Below are 17,177 nucleotides of genomic sequence, written 5' to 3'. Positions count from 1 at the left end.
ATGAGCCAGTCCAACACTTCCGTCCCCGCCATCCGCTACCGCGGCGCCGGCGTCACCTATGCCGGCGGCGTCAAGGCGCTCAAGGGCATCGACCTCGACATCCCGGCCGGCCAGTTCGTGGTCATCGTGGGCTCCTCCGGCGCGGGCAAGTCCACGCTGATGCGCTCGGTCAACGGCCTGATCCCGCTGACCGAAGGCACGCTCGAGATCGCCGGCCAGCCCATGCCCGACAAGCCGGGCAGGGCGCTGCGCCGCCTGCGCGCCGACATCGGCATGGTCTTCCAGGACTTCCGCCTGGTGAAGCGACTGAGCGTGCTCGACAACGTGCTCATCGGCCGCCTGGCGCATGTGCCCACCTGGCGCACCATCACCGGCCTGTGGCCCAAGGCCGAGGTCGAGATCGCGCTCGAGGCGCTCGAGCGCGTCGGCATCGTCGACAAGGCCTACGTCAAGGCCAGCCAGCTCTCCGGCGGCCAGCAGCAGCGCGTGGGCATCGCCCGCGCCCTGGCCCAGCGCCCCAAGATCATCCTGGCCGACGAGCCGGTGGCCTCGCTCGACCCGGTCACCTCGCACCAGGTGATGCAGGACCTGCTGCGCATCAACCGCGAGCTGGGCATCACCACCATCGTCAACCTGCACTTCCTGGACCTGGCGCGCCGCTACGGCCAGCGCATCATCGGCCTGCGCCACGGCGAGATGGTGTACGACGGCGGCGGCGAGACCGTCACCGACGACCAGTTCCGCGAGATCTACGGCCGCCCGCCGGGCGACGACGACTTCCTCGGGGGCGTGGCGTGATCGCACCGGCCCGGCCCAAGCCGCGCTATGCCTTCTGGGGCGGCATCACGCTGGCCCTGGTGGCGATGACCGCCTGGTCGGCCAAGGGCGTCGGCGTCGACTTCATCGGGATGCTCTGCAACATCGGCGGCGGCAAGCGCCTGCTGGTGGAATCGTTCCCGCCCGACTTCGGTTTCCTCCCGCGCCTGTTCAAGCCCTTCCTCGAGACCCTGCAGATCGCCCTGATCGGCAGCGTCATCGGCGGCATCCTGGCCATCCCGGTGGCGGTGCTGGCGGCGCGCCCGGTCTCGCCCAACGGGCTGGTCTGGTTCCTCGACCGCAACTTCATGAACATCATGCGCACGCTGCCCGACCTGTTCTGGGCGATGCTGTTCGCCACCGCGGTCGGCTTCGGCCCGCTGGCGGGTGCGCTGGCGCTGACGGTGTTCACCGTGGCGGTGATCAGCAAGCTCTTCTCCGAGTCCATCGAGGCCATCGACACCAACCTGCCCGAGGCCATCCGCGCCGCCGGCGGCAACTGGATCGAGATGGTGCGCTTCGGCGCGCTGCCGCAGGTCTGGCCGCAGTACGCGTCCTACCTGATGTACGCCTTCGAACTCAACGTGCGCTCGTCGATGGTGCTGGGCCTGGTCGGCGCCGGCGGCCTGGGCATGATCCTCGAGTCCCAGCGCTCGAACTTCGAGTACGAGCGCGTCAGCCTGATCATCCTGGTGGTGCTGGTGGCCGTGCTCGCGATCGAACAACTCTCCGGCGCCATCCGCAGGAGGCTGGCATGAACGCCGTGGTCCGTCCGCAGGCCCCGAAGGGCGGCCTGGCCACCTGGGCCACCCTGGTCATCGCCGGCCTGGTGCTGTGGTCGCTGTGGTCCATCGATGCCTCGCCCGAGCGGCTGCTCAAGCTGCCCGAGCAGATGGTGCGGGTGCTGGGCTTCTTCTGGCCGGCCGACTGGGGCTATGGCCAGACCCGCGCGCTGCCGGCGGTGCTCGAATCCATCCAGATCGCCTGGATCGGCACGCTCATCGGCGCGGCGCTGTCCATTTCGCTGGCCGTGCTGGGTGCGCGCACGCTGTTCCCGCGCATTTCGCGCCTGGTCAAGTTCATCTCCTCGGCCATCCGCTCGGTGCCGGAGATCCTGCTGGCCCTGTACCTGGTGCCGATCGTCGGCCTGGGCCCGTTCGCCGGTGCCCTGGCCATCGGCATCCACTCGGTGGGCATGCTCAGCAAGCTCGGCGCCGAGGTGATCGAGTCGATCGACATGGGCACCTTCGAGGCGGTCGAGGCGGCCGGCGGTTCCCGCCTGCAGGCCATCCGCTTCGCGGTGCTGCCGCAGGTGCTGCCGGAGATCATGGCCCAGTGGCTGTTCCGCTTCGAGCTCAACCTGCGCGCCTCGGCCATCCTGGGCGTGGTGGGCGCCGGCGGCGTGGGCGGCATGCTGCTCACGGCCCTGCGCTACCGCCAGTTCGACAAGGCCGCGGCGGTGCTGCTGATCACCATCCTGGCGGTGCTGCTGATCGACATGGCCTCCAGCGCCATCCGTCGCCGCCTGGTCAACAGCTGAGGCCCCGGGCCCGGGAACGCGCTAACCTGTCGCCATGGCCAAGCCCCACGAGCCCGTGATGCCCAGCGTTCCGCCAGAGCGGCTGACGGTCGCCATCACGACGCGGGCGCTGTTCCACATGGAGGACAGCCACGCCCTGTTCGAGCAGCAGGGCGTGCAGGCCTACGCCGAGTTCCAGCGCAAGCGCGAGGACGAGGTGCTGCCGCCCGGCATTGCCTTCCCGCTGGTGCGCAAGCTGCTGGCGCTCAACGAGGGCTGCCCGGCCGACCACCCGCGGGTGGAGGTGATCCTGCTCTCGCGCAATTCCAGCGACACCGGCCTGCGCATCTTCAATTCCATCGAGCACTACGGCCTGGGCATCGTGCGCGCGGTGTTCACCAGCGGCGGCGAGACGTATCCGTACATCCGGCCCTTCGGCGCCCAGCTGTTCCTGTCGGCCAACCCGGCCTCGGTGCGCGCCGCGCTCGAGCACGGCGTGGCGGCGGCCACCATCCTGCCGTCGCCGGCGCCGGAGCACACCCACCCTCAGCTGCGCATCGCCTTCGACGGCGACGCGGTGATCTTCGGCGACGAATCCGAGCGCGTCTCGCAGTCGGCAGGCCTGGCGGCCTTCCACGACCACGAGCTGGCGCGCGCCAACGAGCCACTGTCGGGCGGCCCGTTCAAGGGTTTCCTGGCCGCGCTGCACGACCTGCAGCAGGCCTTCCCGATCGGTGAAGAATCACCGATTCGCACCGCCCTGGTGACCGCGCGCTCGGCGCCGGCGCACAAGCGCGTCATCCTCACGCTGCGCGAGTGGGGCGTTCGCCTGGACGAAGCCCTGTTCCTGGGCGGCCGCGACAAGGGCCCGTTCCTGGAAGCCTTCGGCGCCGACATCTTCTTCGACGACTCCACCCACAACATCGAGTCGGCCCGCCGGCATGTCGCCGCCGGCCACGTGCCCTTCGGCACCGTGCACGAACCCTGAGCCGCCTCAGCGGGCGCGCCGCAGCGCGTACACGCCCCAGGCCACCGCCGTCACCGCGGCACCGAGCAGGAAGGCCAGCATTCCGCCGCCGGCGCTCTCCCAGGCCAGGGCCGCCATGCCCGCGCCCAGCACGCCGCCCACGCCCGAGCTGAAGCCGTAGAGCAGGCTCTGGCCGGCCGCCGCGCGCCGGCCCGGGAAATACTCGCTCATCAGCCGCATGCAGCAGGCGTGGAAGACCGCGAAGCTCAGCGCATGCGTGGTCTGGGCCAGCAGCATCACCGGCAGCGAGTGCGCGTAGAGCGCGGTGACCGTCCAGCGCAGCACCGTCGCGGCCAGGCAGGCCGACAGCAGCCGCCCGGCGCCGAAGCGGGCGATCAGGCGCGGCGCCTGCCAGAACATCGCGATCTCGATCAGCACGCCCAGGGCCCACAGCGCGCCGATGGCCGCGCCCGAATGCCCGGCGGCCTGCAGGTGCAGCGTGTAGAAGACGTAGAACGGGCCGAAGCCCAGCTGCATCAGCAGCGCCACCAGCAGGAAGCGGCGCACGCCCGGGCGCTTGAACAGGTGCCCGGCCTCGCCGACGGTGGCCGGCGCCTGCTCCGGCGGGCGGTCGTGGCGGTGCGGCCAGGCGGCGAGGGCCATGGCCACGAACAGGGGCAGGGTGAGCCAGGGGAAGTTCTCGGCGCCCACGCGGTCCATCAGCGCGCCGTAGCTGCCGGCGACGAGCAGGAAACCCACCGAACCCCAGACGCGCAGGCGCCCGTACTGCTCGGGCGCGGGGCCCAGCGCGGCGAGGGTCATGGCTTCGAACTGCGGCATCACCGCGTTGTAGAACAGCCCGAAGGCCGCCATCACCCCCAGCAGGGCCCAGGCCTCGCGGGTGAACAGGAATCCGGCGAAGCACAGCAGGGTGGCCACGCAGCCGGCCACGAACCATTCGCCCGGGCGCGCGCTGCGACCCGTGAGGGCCGCCCAGGCCGGCGGCGCGATGATGCGCGTGCCGTACCACAGGCCCAGCATCGCGCCGACCACGAAGCCACCGTGGCCCAGCGCGTCCACCCAGCGCCCCACGTAGGGCGTGTAGGCGCCGAGGGCGGCGTAGTACCAGAAGTAGAAGACGGCGAAGGGCCGGAGGCTGGCGGGCATGGGCGGCCCAGACGGGCGTCAGAATTCGAGGTCGAGGGCGGCGCAGAGGTAGTCGGCGAGCGGGGCGAGGCCGGCGAAGCCGCTGGCCACGGCCTGGCGCAGGCGCGGTCCGAGGATCACCTCGTCGTCGAGGGCCATGCCGGCGGTGAAGTCCTTGCGCTTGAGGTCTTCGATCAGCGGGTGGTCGGCCGGGTAGCCGCGGGGCGGGCGCACCAGGCTCTCTCCCCAGAACTCGAACCTGCGCTTGAAGGCCGGCGCGCGGGCGAACTTCTCCCAGCCGGCCGGGTTGTCGACCAGGAACTCGCGGATGCGGCGCTGCACCTCCGGCTCCGGGTGCCAGATGCCGGCGCCCAGGAAGCTGTTGCCCGGCTGCACGTGCAGGTAGAACGAAGGCGCCGGCACCTGCTTGCTGCGGGCGTGGAAGAAGCGCGCGCCGCCCCAGGTCTTGTAGGGCGTCTTGTCGTTGGAAAAGCGCGTGTCGCGGTGGATGCGGAACAGCGACCCGCCGTTGCCGCGCGGGTCGGCGCGGTAGTGCGCGCTGATCGCGAGCAGGTCGGGCTGCAGGTCGGTGATCAGGCGCTGGAAGGGCGCCTTGAGGTGCGCCTCGTAGTCGGCGCGGTGCGCCTCGAACCAGGGCTTGGTGTTGTTGCGCGCCAGCGCGCGCAGGAACTTGAAGGTCTTGTCGCTGAAATAGGTGCTCATGCCAGCTCGCGTTCCAGGGCTTGCCCCCAGTCCTGCAGGGCGTCGAGCCAGGCCTGCTTCGGGCCGGGCTCCGTGGTGGCGCGCAGTGTCGCGATTTCGGCGTAATAGGCCGTGAAATCGTACTCCGACAGGCCGCTGGCGGCGCCGAGGCGGGTGCGGCGGTAGGCATTCCAGCGGGCGCGGCCGGCCGCGTCGAGGCTGTCGGGCCAGTTGCGGGCCTGGTAGCGGAACAGCAGCTCGGCGAAACGCGGGTCGTCGAAGCGGGGGCCGAACCCAGGCAACTCGGCCGGCGCGGCGCTGCGCACGCGCGCGAACAGGCGCTTGTCGGCGTCGGAGGGGAATCCGTCGTAGAGCGCGGCATCGGCATCGGCCGGCTCGCGCGCGGTTTCGACGGCGAACACGCGGCGCACTTTCTCGGCCAGGCCGGGCGCGGCGCGCAGGCGTTCGGCGCGTTCGAGGCAGGCGTCGCGGTCGATGCCCAGCCGCTCGAAATCGATGGGGCGCAGGTGCTCCAGCGGCAGCAGGATGGGGCACTTGTTGGTGTGCACTTCCTTGAGCGGGATGCGGCGCTCGCCCTCGGGCAGGTCGGCGGCCGGCGTGTACAGGCGGTCGGCGATTTCGTCGGGTTCCAACGCCAGCAGCGCATCCGGATCTTCGTCGAGCCCGCAGACCAGGATCCGCGACTCGATCTTCGGATGCCGCGCGATCGGCGCCACCAGCGCCGCGCAGTGACGGCTGGCCGGGTAACGCGAGGAGATGTGCAGCAGCGGCGTCATGTTGGCCACGTCCATCAGCGCGGCCACCTTGCGCTTGTCGCGCAGGGCGAAGGCGTAGTCCCACAGCCGCGGCTGGGCGGCCTTGAACTTGCGCGCCAGGCCGATGAGCGCGCGCACGTCGCTCAGCGCCTCGTGGGCGTCGCCCTCGCGCACGCCGTTGGCCTCGGCCAGGTGCTCGAGCTTGAAGCTCGGCGCGCCGTCCTCGCGCAGCGGCCAGGCCAGGCCTTCGGGGCGCAGGGCTTCGGCCAGTCGCAGCACGTCGAGCAGGTCCCAGCGCGAGTTGCCGTTGCGCCATTCGCGCTCGTAGGGGTCGTGGAAGTTGCGGTACAGGCCGAAGCGCACGAATTCGTCGTCGAAACGGATCGAGTTGTAGCCCACCGCGCAGGTCTGCGGCTGCATGAACTCCTCGGCCAGCCGCGCCATGAAGGCCGCCTCGGGCAGGCCATCGGCCCGGGCCTGCTGCGGCGTGATGCCCGTGATCATCGTGGCCCCGGGCGAGGGCAGCAGGTCGTCGGCGGGCTGGCAGAACAGGCTGATCGGCTCGCCGACCGGGTTGAGGTCGGCGTCGGTGCGGATGGCCGCGAACTGGGCGATGCGGGTGCGCCGCGGGTCGCGGCCGAAGGTTTCCAGGTCATACCAAAGGAAACTGGCGGCCATCAGAGCGGCGCCAGCCTTTCGCGCACGAGCGCATCGGCGGCGGCGAGATCCACCTCGTCCAGCGAAGCGCGGCCGCGCGTGGCCTCCACCAGGATCTGCCGCTGCACCTTGCCGCGTTCGAACGCGGTGGCGTAGGGAATGGTGGTGAAGCTGACCATCGAGTAGCGCGGCAGGAAAACGCCCGGGTGCCGCCCGGCCAGCGTCACTTCCAGCTGGCGTTGGAGCAGGTAGTCGGCGTCGTCCACCCGGTCGCGCATCTCGATGTAGTTCTCCAGCGCCATGGCCTGGATGGCCTCGGCATTGGGGCGGCGCTCGGCCTCGAAGGCCGCGAAGGCCGCGTCGAAGTCGTCGGCGGCGGCGATGTGGCGGTCGAGCGCGAGGCAGTCCTCGAAGGCGCAGTTCATGCCCTGGCCGTGGAAGGGCACCATGGCGTGGGCGGCGTCGCCCAGCAGCACCGCGCGCCCGTCCAGGCGCCAGTGGCGCAGGCGCAGCGTGGCCAATACGCCGACCGGGTTGTTGGTCCAGTCGCGCTCGAAGTCGGGCAGCAGCGGCAGCGCATCGGCGAAGTCGCGCTCGAAGAAGGCGCGGGCGTCGGCCAGCGTGGGCAGGGCGTCGAAGCCCGGTTCGCCGGCGTTGGGCAGGAACAGGGTGACGGTGAAGGTGCGCTCGGTGTTGGGCAGGGCGATGCACATGTAGCCGCCGCGCGGCCAGATGTGCAGCGCGTTGGGCTCGATGCGGAAGCCGCCGTCGGCCGCGGGCGGGATTTCGAGCTCCTTGTAGCCGTGGCCCAATGGCTCGAAGGATTCGCCCAGCTCCACGTGCGGCGCCATCGCCGCGCGCAGGCCCGAGCCGGCGCCGTCGCAGCCGAGCAGGGCGGTGAAGGCCTGCTCGCGGCGCGTGCGGTCGTGGTCGTTGACGAAGCGGGCGATGCGGGCGTCGAAGTCGACCCCCTCCAGCCGCTGGTTGAAGTGGATGCGCGCGCCGGCGGCTTCGGCGGCGTCGAGCAGGGCGATGTTGAGCCGGCCGCGGTGCACCGACCAGATCACCTCGCTGTCGTCGCGGCCGTAGCGCTGCAGCATCGGCTCGCCGCCCAGCGGGTGCACCATGCGGCCGCGCATCATCACGGCCTGCTTCATCACCACGTCCTGCAGCCCGGCCTGGCGCAGCGCGTCCAGGCCACGCTCGGCCAGGGCCAGGTTGATCGAGCGGCCGCCTTCGTAGCCGCGGGCGCGCGGATCGGGGCGCTTCTCGAACACCTCCACCGGCCAGCCGCGGCGCGCGAGCAGCGTGGCCAGCAGCGCGCCGGCCAGGCCGGCGCCGGCGATCGTCAGCGCGCCCGCCGGCTTCACGCCACGCCTCCCACCGGCGCGGCCCAGGCCTCGACGGCGGCGATGAAGCGGCTGATGTCGGCGTAGCGGTTGTACAGCGGCACCGGCGAGATGCGGATCACGTCCGGCTCGCGCCAGTCGCCGACGATCCCTTGGGCCTCGAGGCATTCGAACAGGGCCCGGCCCTGGTCGCGGCCGCCGCGCACGCGCAGCGAGAGCTGGCAGCCGCGGCGTTCCGGCTCGGCCGGCGTGACGATCTCGAGCACGTCCGGCAGGCGCGCGCGCACCTGCGCCTCGAGGTAGGCAGTGAGCTTCTCGGACTTGGCGCGCAGCGCCGGCAGGCCGGCGCGGGCGAACAGCTCCAGCGACACGCGCAGCGGCGCCAGCGCCAGGATCGGCGGGTTGCTCAGCTGCCAGCCTTCGGCGCCGGGCGTGGGCATGAACTCGGGGCCCATCCTGAAACGGGTCGACTGGTCGTGGCCCCACCAGCCGGCGAAGCGCGGCAGGTCGCTGCGGGCGTGGCGCTCGTGCACGAAGGCACCGGAGACGGCGCCGGGACCCGAGTTGAGGTACTTGTAGCTGCACCAGGCGGCGAAGTCGGCGCCGCTGTCGTGCAGGGCCAGGGGCAGGTTGCCGGCGGCGTGGGCGAGGTCGAAGCCCACCACGCAGCCGCGCGCGTGCGCCATGCGGGTGATGGCGGCGAGGTCGAAGGCCTGGCCGGTGCGGTACTGCACGCCGGGCCAGAGCACCAGCGCGATGCGGTGGCCGTGCTCGCCCAGCGCGCGTTCGATGGCGGTCATGGAAATGGTGCCGTTCGGCTCGTCGGGCTGCACTTCGATGACGTCGCGGGCCGGGTCGAAACCGTGGAAGCGCACCTGCGAGGCCACCGCGTACTGGTCGGACGGGAAGGCGCCGGCTTCGATCAGGATGGCCGGCCGCTCCACCGTGGGCCGGTAGAAGCTGGCCATCAGCAGGTGCAGGTTCACCGTCAGCGAGTTCATCGCCACCACTTCCGAGGGGTGCGCGCCGGCGATGTGGGCCAGCCCGTCGCGCACCTCGGCGTGGTAGGGCATCCACGGGTGGCGGCCGCGGAAATGCGCCTCCACGCCCAGCGCCGCCCAGTCGTCGAGTTCCTGCAGCAGCGCCTCGCGCACGCCGCGCGGCTGCAGGCCGAGGGAATTGCCGCAGAAATAGGCCTGCTCGCCCTCGCCGTGGCGCGGGATGAGGAACTGTTCGCGGAAATGGGCCAGCGGGTCGGCGGCGTCGAGCGCCTCGGCCGGGACGGTGTGCAGCTCGCTCATTCGAACCTCGACATCGGCAGGCCCAGCCACTCCAGCGCGGTGCCGTGGTAGAGCCGCGCCTGCTCGTCGGCCGACAGCCCGAGCGCGGCGATGCCGGCCCCCGGCTCCTGCTCGCCCAGCGGGAAGGGGTAGTCGGTGCCCAGCATCACCCGCGGCACGCCGACGGTGTCGAGCAGGTAGCGCAGCGCGCGGTTGTCGGCCACCCAGCTGTCGAAATACAGCTGGTCGAGGTATTTGCGCGGGTTGTGCGGGTTGTCGGTGGCCACCAGGTCGGGGCGCATGTTGAAGCCGTGCTCGATGCGGCCGATGGTGTAGGGGAAGCTGCCGCCGCCGTGGGCCAGGCAGACCTTCAGGCGCGGGAAGCGCTCGAGCACGCCGCCGAAGATCAGCGCGCAGGCGGCGCGGCTCTGCTCGGCCGGCATGCCCACCAGCCAGGGCATCCAGTACTTGGGCATCGAGTCGGTGCCCATCATGTCCCAGGGGTGCACGAGGATGGCCGCGCCCAAGTCCTGGGCCGCCTCGAAGAAGGGCAGCAGCTCGGGCGCGTCGAGGTTCCAGTCGTTGACGTGCGAGCCGATCTGCACGCCCTGCAGGTCGAGCTGGTCCATGCAGCGCTCGAGTTCCTGCACGGCCAGGCGCGGCGACTGCAGCGGCACGGTGCCGATGCCGGCGCAGTGGCGACGGTGGGTGCGGCAGGCCTCGGCCAGGTGGTCGTTGAGCGCCTGGTGCAGCTCCAGCGCGTGCTGGGCCTTGGCCCAGTAGCTGAACATCACCGGCACCGTGCTCAGCACCTGCACCTGCACGCCGAAGCGCGCGTAGTCGGCGATGCGTTCGGCCGGATCCCAGGTCTTGGACCAGATCTCGCGGAAGAACTTGCCGTCCTTGTAGATGCGGGCGCGGCCGTCCTCGTGGTGGATCACCGGGAAGCGGGCGTCGCCGTACTTCTCGGCCAGGTTCGGCCAGTGCTTGGGCAGGTAATGGGCGTGGCTGTCGATCTTGAGCATGCCGCCATTCTAGCCCGCGTGGGCTAGCCGGCCAGCCAGCCCGAGAACGCGGCGTAGAGCGGGATGCCCAGGGCGAGGTTGAAGGGGAAGGTCAGGCCCAGCGCTGCGGTGATGCAGCGGCCGGCGTCGGCTTCGGGCAGCGAGGCGCGCACCGAGGCCGGCGCGGCGATGTAGGAGGCGCTGGCGAGCATGGCGCCGAACACGGTGGCGCCGTCGGTGCCCAGGCCCACCGCATGGCCGATGGCCACGCCGGCCGCGCCGTGCGCCAGGGGTAGCGCGGTGGCGTATACCAGCAACCTGCCGAAGCCGCGCCCCAGCTGGCGCAGCTGGCCGGCGGCGACCAGGCCCATGTCGAGCATGAACAGCATCAGCATGCCCTGGAAGAGCTGGAAGTACATCGCGTCCACCGCCTGCACGCCGGACTTGCCGGCGATCGCGCCGATGGCGAGGCCGCCGAGCAGCAGCATGGCCGTGCGGCCGGTCAGTACTTCGCGCACCTGGTGCCAGCTGGGCCGCCCGCCGCCGCGCGCCAGGCCGATGCCGACCAGGATGGCCGGGATTTCCAGCGCGACCACCAGGGCCACCAGCACTTCCACCGGCTGCCCGCCCAGGCGCTCGACGAACTGCTGGGCGGCGATGAAGGTGACCGCCGACACCGAGCCGTAGTGCGCGGCGATGGCGCCGGCCTGCAGCGGCACGTCGCGCAGCCAGGCGCGGGCCAGCACGTAGGCCGAGGCGGCGGTGGCCAGGCCGGCGAGCACGGTGACCACCAGCAGCAGCCACAGGTTGTCGGGCGGGTCCTGGCGCAGGGCCACGCCGCCCTTCAGGCCGATCGACAGCAGCAGGAAAATCGACAGGTAGGCCTGGATGGCCGGCGGGATGTCGAGGTCGCTGCGCAGCGCGCGGGCCACCAGGCCCAGGCCGAAGGCCAGGACCACGGGGGAAAGCAGGTTGGCGACGAGCAGGTTGCTGCCCAGGTCCATCGGTCAGGGTCCGGTCCAGGTGAAGCCGACACCGATGCCGCGGCCGGGGGCGTCCAGGCCCGAGCCGTGCTCGCGGTAGCGGCGGTCGAGCAGGTTACGCACTTCAAGCCGCAATTCCAGCCCCGGCAGGGCCTGCCAGTCCATGCCGAGGTTGAGCGTGGCCCAGCCGGCGGTGCCATCGGGGTTGATGCGCGGGTCGGTGGCGTCGCGCGGGCTCAGGCGGTCCTGGCGCCCGGCGAAGTCGGTCCAGGCGCGCCAGGCCACGAAGCCCTCCGGACGCCAGCCCAACTCGAGGCGGCCGTAGACCGGCGGGATCCGGTCGGCGGGGTACGTATCGCCCGCGGCCTGCTCTTCGCCGCGGGTCCAGCTGGCGCTGGCCTGCAGGCGCCACTGCTCGTCGATGCGCCAGTCCACCGCCGTCTCGACGCCGTGCAATTCAAGTTCGGTGACGTTGCGCGACTGCACGATGGCCTGGCCCTGCGGCGTGGTGCCGCCGGTGAGCACCGAGCTGATCTTGTCGCGGTAACGGGTGGCGAAGACGAAGGCTTCGGCGTCCAGGCCCGGGCGCGAGAGCTTCAGGCCGAGGTCGGCGCTGACTGCGGTCTCGGGCCCGAGATCGGGATTGGGCAGGTTGAAGCGGTTGCCGGGTCGCGGGCCGAGGGCGCCGAGGTCGAACACGTTCGGTGCGCGGAAGGCGCGGCCGACGTTGGCCACCAGGCGCCATTCGCCGGCCGCGTCGAGCGCGCGCGACAGGCCGGCCTGGCCGCTGAGGTCGGAGGCCGAGACCTCCGCCGCCGGCGCGCTTGCCGTGGCCGGAATGCGGGTGCGGAAGCGGCTGTGGCGCAGGCCGGCGTTGAAGCGCCAGGCCTCGCTGGCTTCCCAGTCGGCCACCACGTAGGCGCCCGAGGTGTCCATGCCCGAGCCATCGACGAAGCGGCCGCGCACCGGCGACTGCAGGCCGGTGCCCAGGTCGAGCCGGCTGGCCTGCGCCTCGATGCGGTCGCGGTAGGCCTCCAGGCCGTAGCGCAGTTCAAGGGTGTCGCTGGCCTGGCGACGCAGCTGCAGCGAAGCGCCGTCGAGCCGGCTGGTGTTGCGCTGGAACTCGCGCAGGTCCGAGCCGCGGTTGCGGCTGCGCTGGCCATCCACCAGGGTCTGGCGGCCGGCCTGCAGCACCATCTCGTCGGCCAGCCAGGCCGGGGCGTCGCCGCGATAACGCAAGAGGCCGAATCGGCGCGACTGCGGGGCGAAGGCGAACTCGTCGCTCTCCGGCTGCGCCTGGCCAAAGCCGGGATTGAGCGCGTCGAAACGCGGCGTCGAAGGCTGGGTGAAGTCTTGCCACAGCAGCTCCAGCGTTCCGGCCTCGCCGGCGCGCCAGGCCGCGCGAAGGTCATTGCCGTGGCTGGTGTAGGCCGTGTCGGGCAGGGTGTCGCCGCCGCCGGCGCGGCGCAGGCCGATGTCCTGGCGGCTGGTTCCTGCACGCAGGGCCCAGCGCTCTCCGCCCACGTCCGCGGCAGCGCGAACGTGCAGGCCGGCGTCGGCCGAGTTGTAGTAGGCGCTGGCGAGCCCGGTGGCGCGCGCGCCGTCGTCATGGAATTGCGGCGACGGCGTCACCAGCTGCACCACGCCGCCCATGGCGTCGCTGCCATGCACCGTGGACATCGGGCCGCGCAGCACCTCCACCTGCTCGAGGTTGAGCGGATCGACCAGGCCCATGTACTGGTTGGGCGCATTGCGGAAGAAGGCCGCGTTGAGCCGGAAGCCGTCCACCAGGTGCAGCACCTCCGAACCCTTCAGGCCGCGCACCAGCACGTTGCCTTGGCCGGGCGTGGTCTGCTGGAAGAAGGTGCCGGGGCGGCCGCGCAGGGCCTCGAGCGCCACCTGCACCTGGCCCGGCTCCGGCGCGGCGAGCACGGTGGTGGCGGTCGGCAGCTTGCGGCCGTCGCGGTCGAAGTGGTCGGCGGTGACGAGCACGGCATCGAGCTCGGCCAGCGTCGGGCCGGCGCCGGCATCGGCCAGGGCCGCGGGAGCGCACAGCGCACACGCAATCGCCGCCCCGAGGGCGGCGATGCGGTTCTTGCGGCGTGCCGGCGTCCGCCCGCCGGCCGCCCGAGGCGGCCGGGCGGGGGGAGCGGGGGTCACAGGTCGAAGGTCCGGGCGAGGAAGACGGCCATCTGGTCGCGTGCGACCGCGGAGTCCGGGCAGTAGCGCAGCGGGCTGGTGCTGCAGCCGGAGGTGACGCCTTCGCTGTAGAGCTGCTCGATCCACGGCGCGAAGAAATCACCCTGCGGCACGTCGGTGAAGATGCCGGTGGCCGCGGGCGGGTTGTACGCCGAACCGTATTTGGCGCGCAGCAGGAACACGGCCATCTGCCCGCGGGTCACCGGGCTCTCGGGGCAGAAGCGCAGCGGGTCGGTGCCGCAGCCCGAGGTGATGCCTTCGCTGTAGAAACGCTCGACCCAGTTGGCATAGAAGGCGTTGAGCGGCACGTCGGCGAACAGGCCGGTTGCGGCCGGCGGCGTGAACGCCGAGCCGTACTTGGCACGCAGCAGGAAAATCGCCATCTGGCCGCGGGTCACCGTCTGGGTGGGGCAGTAGAGCGGCGGGTTGACCGAGCAGCCGGTGGTGACGCCCGCCACGGCGATGGCCTCGATCTGAGGGTAGGCCCAGTAGCTCGGCGGCACGTCGTCGAAGCGCTGGCCGGCGTTGACCGTGCCGGCATTGGCGATCCAGGCGCCGCGGCCGTGGGTGAAGGCGGCCAGCTTGCGCACGCCGTTGTCCTTCAGGAACACCAGCTTCTCGACCACGGTGTTGGGCAGCGGGCTGCTGGCCACGGCCCAGGTGTTGCCGCCGTCGATGGTGGCGAACATGCCCAGGTCGGTGCCCACGTACAGGCGGTTGCTGTCGTCCGGATCCACGGCGATGGAGTGGGCCGGGATATCCGGGATGCCGCCGGCCTGGCCGAAGCGGTCGATCGGCAGCCAGCTCGCGCCGTTGTCGTTGCTGCGGTAGACGTGCGGCTGGCCGAAGCGGCTCTGGGTGAGATAGACGCGGCCCGGCGTGTTCGGGTCGAAGGTGATCTCGGAGATCACGCCGTTGGCGGTGAGCTGCTGGCTCTCCCAGGCGGTGGCCGAGCCGGCGCTGAGCGCGGCGGTGTTGCGCAGCACGCGGCCGCCGTCCGTGCCGGCGATGACCAGGTTGGAGTTGCCCGGGGCCACCGCGACCGCGCTCACTTCCGTGTTGGCGGCGGTGATGCCGGTGACGCTGGCGGCCACCCAGCTCTGCATGCCGTTGTTGGTGCGCCACATGCGCGAACCGCCGGTCCACAGGATCTGCGGGTTGTTCGGGTCCATCGCGAAGGGCGTGATGAAGGCCAGGCCGTCGTCGCTGATGCCGGTGGTGCCGTTGCTGGTGGTGTAGCGCTGGGTGGCCGGGTTGAAGACCCAGCGGATGAAGTTGCCGTTCTGGTAGGACGTGTAGAAACGGTTCCAGCCCTCGTTGGTGTCGACCGCGGCATAGCCGCCGTCGCCGCCGAAGATCTCGACCCAGCTGTTGGGGTCGTTGTTCTCGTCGAACCAGGTGCCGTTGTCCTGGGTGCCGCCCATGAACAGCAGCGGGCCGTTGGTGCCGTCCGGGTGCACGACGCCGTGGTAGAACTGGGTGACGCCGAAGCCGTCGTTGAGCTCGGTCCAGGACACGGCCGGGTTCACCACGCTGCTGCAGTTCGAGGTCGGCCAGGTGCTGACGGCGGCGCGGGCGTTGTTGGTCCGGTAGATGCCGCCGTCGTTGCCGACGAACATGATCTGGTTGGTGGTGCCGTTGTAGCTGGGGTGGAAGACGATGCGGTGCTGGTCGGCGTGGATGCCGAACGGGCGGTTGCCGTCCTCGTACCAGACGCCGGCGCGGCCGAAATTGAAGCCACCGTCGTCGGAGCGGAAGATGTCGATGCCGCCGATCCAGACCCGGTTCGGGTCGGCCGGGTCGACCGCCACTTCCAGGTCGTACCAGCCCTGGGCGCGCGGGTCGTTGTCGCAGGCCGAGTCGAAGTCGCCCAGCAGGGCCAGGTTGAACGGATTGGTGTCGGTGTGGCTGGCGCGCAGCGTCCAGGTCGCGCCGCTGTTGCTGGAGTGCCACAGGCCGCGGAAGCGATAGTTCTGGGTTCCGTTCTGTTCGTAGAACGCGGCGGCGGCATACATGACCGCCGGGTTGGACTTGCTGACCGCCAGTTCGGTGCGCGACTGGTTCGGTGCGGCGAGCACCGGGGTGGTGCTGAAGGTGGCGCCGCGGTCGGTACTGCGGAAGACCTCGCCGGCCAGGTTCAGCGTGCCGCAGCTGACCACCGCGACGTTGGCGTCCCAGTTGAACTCGATGTCCAGGCAGTAGCTCTTAGCCAGCACCTGGTTCCAGGTGGCGCCACCATCGGTGGTGCGGTGCACGCCGCGGCGGTTGGCTGCCCAGACGTTGTTGGCGTTGTTCGGGTCGACGCGCAGGTTGTAGACGTAGATCCAGGCGTCGCTGGCGGGGTTGGGGTTGACGTTGGTGGCGGTGAGCTTGGTCCAGGTCAGGCCCGCGTCGGTGGACTTGAACACGCCGTCGCCGCGCACGGCGTCGGCATTGAAGTAGCCCTCGCCGGTGCCGGCGTAGACGATGTTGGGGTTGTTGGGCGCGAACTCGATCGAGACCACGGCCATGTTCTGCATGGCGTCGCCCAGAGCCGTCCAGGTCACTCCCGCGTCAGTGGAGCGGAACACGCCGCCCGCGACGCCGGCGGCGAGCATGATGTTGGGCGAGGTCGGGTGGATGGCGATGGCGCGGCTGCGGCCGCCGGCATTGTTCGGGCCCAGGTAGGTCCAGGGCGAGATCGGCGAGATGTTGGCCTGCGCCGAGGGCGTGCCGGGGGCGACCATCGTGGCCGGGCCCTGGCCGCCGAACCGCAGCTGCGGCATGCGCTGCATGGCGCGGCGGGCGGCGTGGTAGCGCTCGTTGGGGATGGCCTGGCCGGGCAGCACGCGCTGCCTGATGTAGTACTCCTGCGCCTCGCGCGGCTTGTCGTAGCGCGGACCCTTGTGCTTCTTGGGCACCTCGGTCAGGGGTACGGCGCGGATGCGCTCGTAGGTGCTCGAGACGCGCTCATCGGCGTCGGCCTGCGGCGTGCTCGCGCACCCGGCCAGCAGCACCGCCGAGAAGGCGGCCAGCGCGGCCATGGCATGGAATGGCTTGGACTTCATCAGCATTACCCCTGTTCGTCGGCTTGGGCGGTGCAGCGGCGCGGCCAGCTCCCTCTGGCGACCCCTCCAGGGGCCCACTGCAACGCAAGATTGCACGCGGCGGCCGTGCGGCCGGCGTGAACGTAGTATGGCCTGAAATCCGCGCCGTGGCAGCCCGCCCCGGCCGCCGGCTTCACATCGCTGACCGCGCCCGGCTCAGGCCCCGCCGGGGGCGGCCTCGTAGCGCGCCGGGGCCGGGTTGAGATGGCCGCAGTCCTTGCAGGTGCGGTGCTCGCGCGAGCGGTAGAAACGGTCGAACACGGCCTGGAACTGGGTCTCGATGTTCTCGAGCGTGAAGAACTCGGAATACAGCGGGTGGTTGCAGCGCTCGCAGTACCACAGCAGCCCGTCCTTCTCGGAGGGCAGGCGCTTGCGCTCGATCACCAGGCCCACGCCGCCGGCCTGGCGCTGGGGCGAGTGCGGCACCCGCGGCGGCAGGTAGAACACCTCGCCGGCGCGGATGGGGATGTCGCGCACCTTCCCGTCCTCCTGCACGCGCAGCACCATTTCGCCCTCGAGCTGGTGGAAGAACTCCGGGCCTTCCTCGTAGTGGAAGTCGGTGCGCTCGTTCGGGCCGCCGACCACCATCACGATGTAGTCGCCGTCGACGATGCACTTGTTGCCCACCGGCGGCTTGAGCAGGTGCCGGTTCTCGTCGATCCACTGCTGGAGGTTGAACGGGGCGGGCAGCAT

Annotated in this window: 14 protein-coding genes; 4 read left to right on the top strand and 10 right to left on the bottom strand. The window is 71.2% G+C overall.

Annotation, left to right across the window (positions count from 1 at the left end):
* Genes phnC through ABS41_RS10285 form a run of 4 tightly spaced genes read left to right on the top strand, consistent with a single transcriptional unit; the run spans position 1 to position 3,323 of the window.
* Complete coding sequence (gene phnC, locus ABS41_RS10300) at positions 1–798, top strand: phosphonate ABC transporter ATP-binding protein (RefSeq protein WP_290593612.1); 798 nt, start codon at positions 1–3, stop codon at positions 796–798.
* Positions 795–1,574, top strand: a complete 780-nt coding sequence (phnE, locus tag ABS41_RS10295) for a phosphonate ABC transporter, permease protein PhnE (protein ID WP_290593610.1) — start codon at positions 795–797, stop codon at positions 1,572–1,574. The genes phnC and phnE (ABS41_RS10295) overlap by 4 nt, the downstream gene beginning before the upstream one ends.
* A complete protein-coding gene (gene phnE, locus ABS41_RS10290) occupies positions 1,571–2,356 on the top strand; it encodes a phosphonate ABC transporter, permease protein PhnE (protein WP_290593608.1) in 786 nt (261 codons plus the stop codon). The genes phnE (ABS41_RS10295) and phnE (ABS41_RS10290) overlap by 4 nt, the downstream gene beginning before the upstream one ends.
* Before the next feature lie 58 nt (positions 2,357–2,414).
* Positions 2,415–3,323, top strand: coding sequence for a 5'-nucleotidase (locus tag ABS41_RS10285; RefSeq protein WP_290593720.1), 909 nt, complete (start codon positions 2,415–2,417; stop codon positions 3,321–3,323).
* A 6-nt stretch (positions 3,324–3,329) separates the two neighbouring features.
* On the opposite strand, the gene ABS41_RS10280 is transcribed toward ABS41_RS10285, so the two are convergent.
* The 10 genes from ABS41_RS10280 to ABS41_RS10235 all read right to left on the bottom strand — a co-directional run bounded on the left by ABS41_RS10280 (position 3,330) and on the right by ABS41_RS10235 (position 17,177).
* On the bottom strand, positions 3,330–4,469 hold the full coding sequence (locus tag ABS41_RS10280) for an MFS transporter (protein ID WP_290593606.1): 1,140 nt from the start codon (positions 4,467–4,469) through the stop codon (positions 3,330–3,332).
* A gap of 18 nt (positions 4,470–4,487) precedes the next feature.
* Positions 4,488–5,171 (bottom strand): DUF2461 domain-containing protein, encoded by a 684-nt coding sequence (locus ABS41_RS10275; RefSeq protein ID WP_290593604.1) that lies wholly within the window; start codon positions 5,169–5,171, stop codon positions 4,488–4,490.
* A complete protein-coding gene (gene sbcB / locus ABS41_RS10270) occupies positions 5,168–6,604 on the bottom strand; it encodes an exodeoxyribonuclease I (protein ID WP_290593602.1) in 1,437 nt (478 codons plus the stop codon). Before sbcB ends, ABS41_RS10275 begins: the two co-directional genes overlap by 4 nt.
* Positions 6,604–7,953 carry an NAD(P)/FAD-dependent oxidoreductase gene (locus ABS41_RS10265; protein WP_290593600.1) on the bottom strand — a complete coding sequence of 450 codons (1,350 nt, stop codon included), beginning with the start codon at positions 7,951–7,953 and terminating at the stop codon, positions 6,604–6,606. The genes sbcB and ABS41_RS10265 overlap by 1 nt, the downstream gene beginning before the upstream one ends.
* Positions 7,950–9,233, bottom strand: coding sequence for a kynureninase (kynU, locus tag ABS41_RS10260; protein WP_290593598.1), 1,284 nt, complete (start codon positions 9,231–9,233; stop codon positions 7,950–7,952). Before kynU ends, ABS41_RS10265 begins: the two co-directional genes overlap by 4 nt.
* Positions 9,230–10,237 (bottom strand): amidohydrolase family protein, encoded by a 1,008-nt coding sequence (locus ABS41_RS10255; RefSeq protein WP_290593596.1) that lies wholly within the window; start codon positions 10,235–10,237, stop codon positions 9,230–9,232. Before ABS41_RS10255 ends, kynU begins: the two co-directional genes overlap by 4 nt.
* 23 nt (positions 10,238–10,260) lie before the next feature.
* Positions 10,261–11,220: a sodium-dependent bicarbonate transport family permease gene (locus ABS41_RS10250; RefSeq protein WP_290593594.1), complete on the bottom strand. Its 960-nt coding sequence runs from the start codon at positions 11,218–11,220 to the stop codon at positions 10,261–10,263.
* Positions 11,221–11,223: 3 nt separating this feature from the next.
* On the bottom strand, positions 11,224–13,359 hold the full coding sequence (locus ABS41_RS10245; RefSeq protein ID WP_290593592.1) for a TonB-dependent receptor: 2,136 nt from the start codon (positions 13,357–13,359) through the stop codon (positions 11,224–11,226).
* A complete protein-coding gene (locus tag ABS41_RS10240; RefSeq protein ID WP_290593590.1) occupies positions 13,356–16,445 on the bottom strand; it encodes a hypothetical protein in 3,090 nt (1,029 codons plus the stop codon). Before ABS41_RS10240 ends, ABS41_RS10245 begins: the two co-directional genes overlap by 4 nt.
* Before the next feature lie 195 nt (positions 16,446–16,640).
* Complete coding sequence (locus ABS41_RS10235; RefSeq protein ID WP_290593588.1) at positions 16,641–17,177, bottom strand: 3-hydroxyanthranilate 3,4-dioxygenase; 537 nt, start codon at positions 17,175–17,177, stop codon at positions 16,641–16,643.

It is taken from the genome of Arenimonas sp. SCN 70-307, assembly GCF_001724815.1.
GTDB lineage: Bacteria > Pseudomonadota > Gammaproteobacteria > Xanthomonadales > Xanthomonadaceae > Arenimonas.
This window is presented reverse-complemented; position numbering and strand designations above follow the sequence as displayed.

Bases quoted from the DNA above. Each gene is read 5' to 3' on its own strand.
- phnC (WP_290593612.1), top strand. From the start codon at position 1: ATGAGCCAGTCCAACACTTCCGTCCCCGCCATCCGCTACCGCGGCGCC.
- phnE (WP_290593608.1), top strand. From the start codon at position 1,571: ATGAACGCCGTGGTCCGTCCGCAGGCCCCGAAGGGCGGCCTGGCCACC.
- ABS41_RS10285 (WP_290593720.1), top strand. From the start codon at position 2,415: ATGCCCAGCGTTCCGCCAGAGCGGCTGACGGTCGCCATCACGACGCGG.
- ABS41_RS10280 (WP_290593606.1), bottom strand. From the start codon at position 4,469: ATGCCCGCCAGCCTCCGGCCCTTCGCCGTCTTCTACTTCTGGTACTAC.
- ABS41_RS10275 (WP_290593604.1), bottom strand. From the start codon at position 5,171: ATGAGCACCTATTTCAGCGACAAGACCTTCAAGTTCCTGCGCGCGCTG.
- sbcB (WP_290593602.1), bottom strand. From the start codon at position 6,604: ATGGCCGCCAGTTTCCTTTGGTATGACCTGGAAACCTTCGGCCGCGAC.
- kynU (WP_290593598.1), bottom strand. From the start codon at position 9,233: ATGAGCGAGCTGCACACCGTCCCGGCCGAGGCGCTCGACGCCGCCGAC.
- ABS41_RS10255 (WP_290593596.1), bottom strand. From the start codon at position 10,237: ATGCTCAAGATCGACAGCCACGCCCATTACCTGCCCAAGCACTGGCCG.
- ABS41_RS10250 (WP_290593594.1), bottom strand. From the start codon at position 11,220: ATGGACCTGGGCAGCAACCTGCTCGTCGCCAACCTGCTTTCCCCCGTG.
- ABS41_RS10240 (WP_290593590.1), bottom strand. From the start codon at position 16,445: ATGAAGTCCAAGCCATTCCATGCCATGGCCGCGCTGGCCGCCTTCTCG.
- ABS41_RS10235 (WP_290593588.1), bottom strand. From the start codon at position 17,177: ATGCTGCCCGCCCCGTTCAACCTCCAGCAGTGGATCGACGAGAACCGG.